Consider the following 272-nt stretch of genomic DNA (forward strand, 5'->3'; position numbering starts at 1 on the left):
ATCCCGGACGCCTCGCCGGCAAAGTTGCACTCGTGACCGGAGGGCGGTCCGGCATGGGGTTCGCTATTGCCATGAGGTTACAAAAAGAGGGAGCTGCCGTGGTTACGGCACAACGGGGAGAAGCCTCCGGTTTCGAATCCATATCTGCCGACTTCACCGATCCGGAGTCTCCGGCCCGCGTCGTGGACGCTGTCATCAAGCTTGCAGGCCGGTTGGATATCCTTGTCAATAATGCCGGAGTGATGCAGGAAGCCACCGCCGAGGAACTGAAG

Annotated in this window: 1 protein-coding gene; it reads left to right on the forward strand. The window is 59.9% G+C overall.

Features of this window, described 5'->3' with window-relative positions; translation table 11 throughout:
- Positions 1-32: 32 nt before the first annotated feature.
- A partial coding sequence (locus O4G76_RS20550) for an SDR family NAD(P)-dependent oxidoreductase (protein ID WP_269398979.1) occupies positions 33-272 on the forward strand: 240 nt, incomplete at its 3' end.

It is taken from the genome of Limimaricola sp. G21655-S1 (genome assembly GCF_027213785.1).
Taxonomy (GTDB): Bacteria; Pseudomonadota; Alphaproteobacteria; order Rhodobacterales; family Rhodobacteraceae; genus Limimaricola.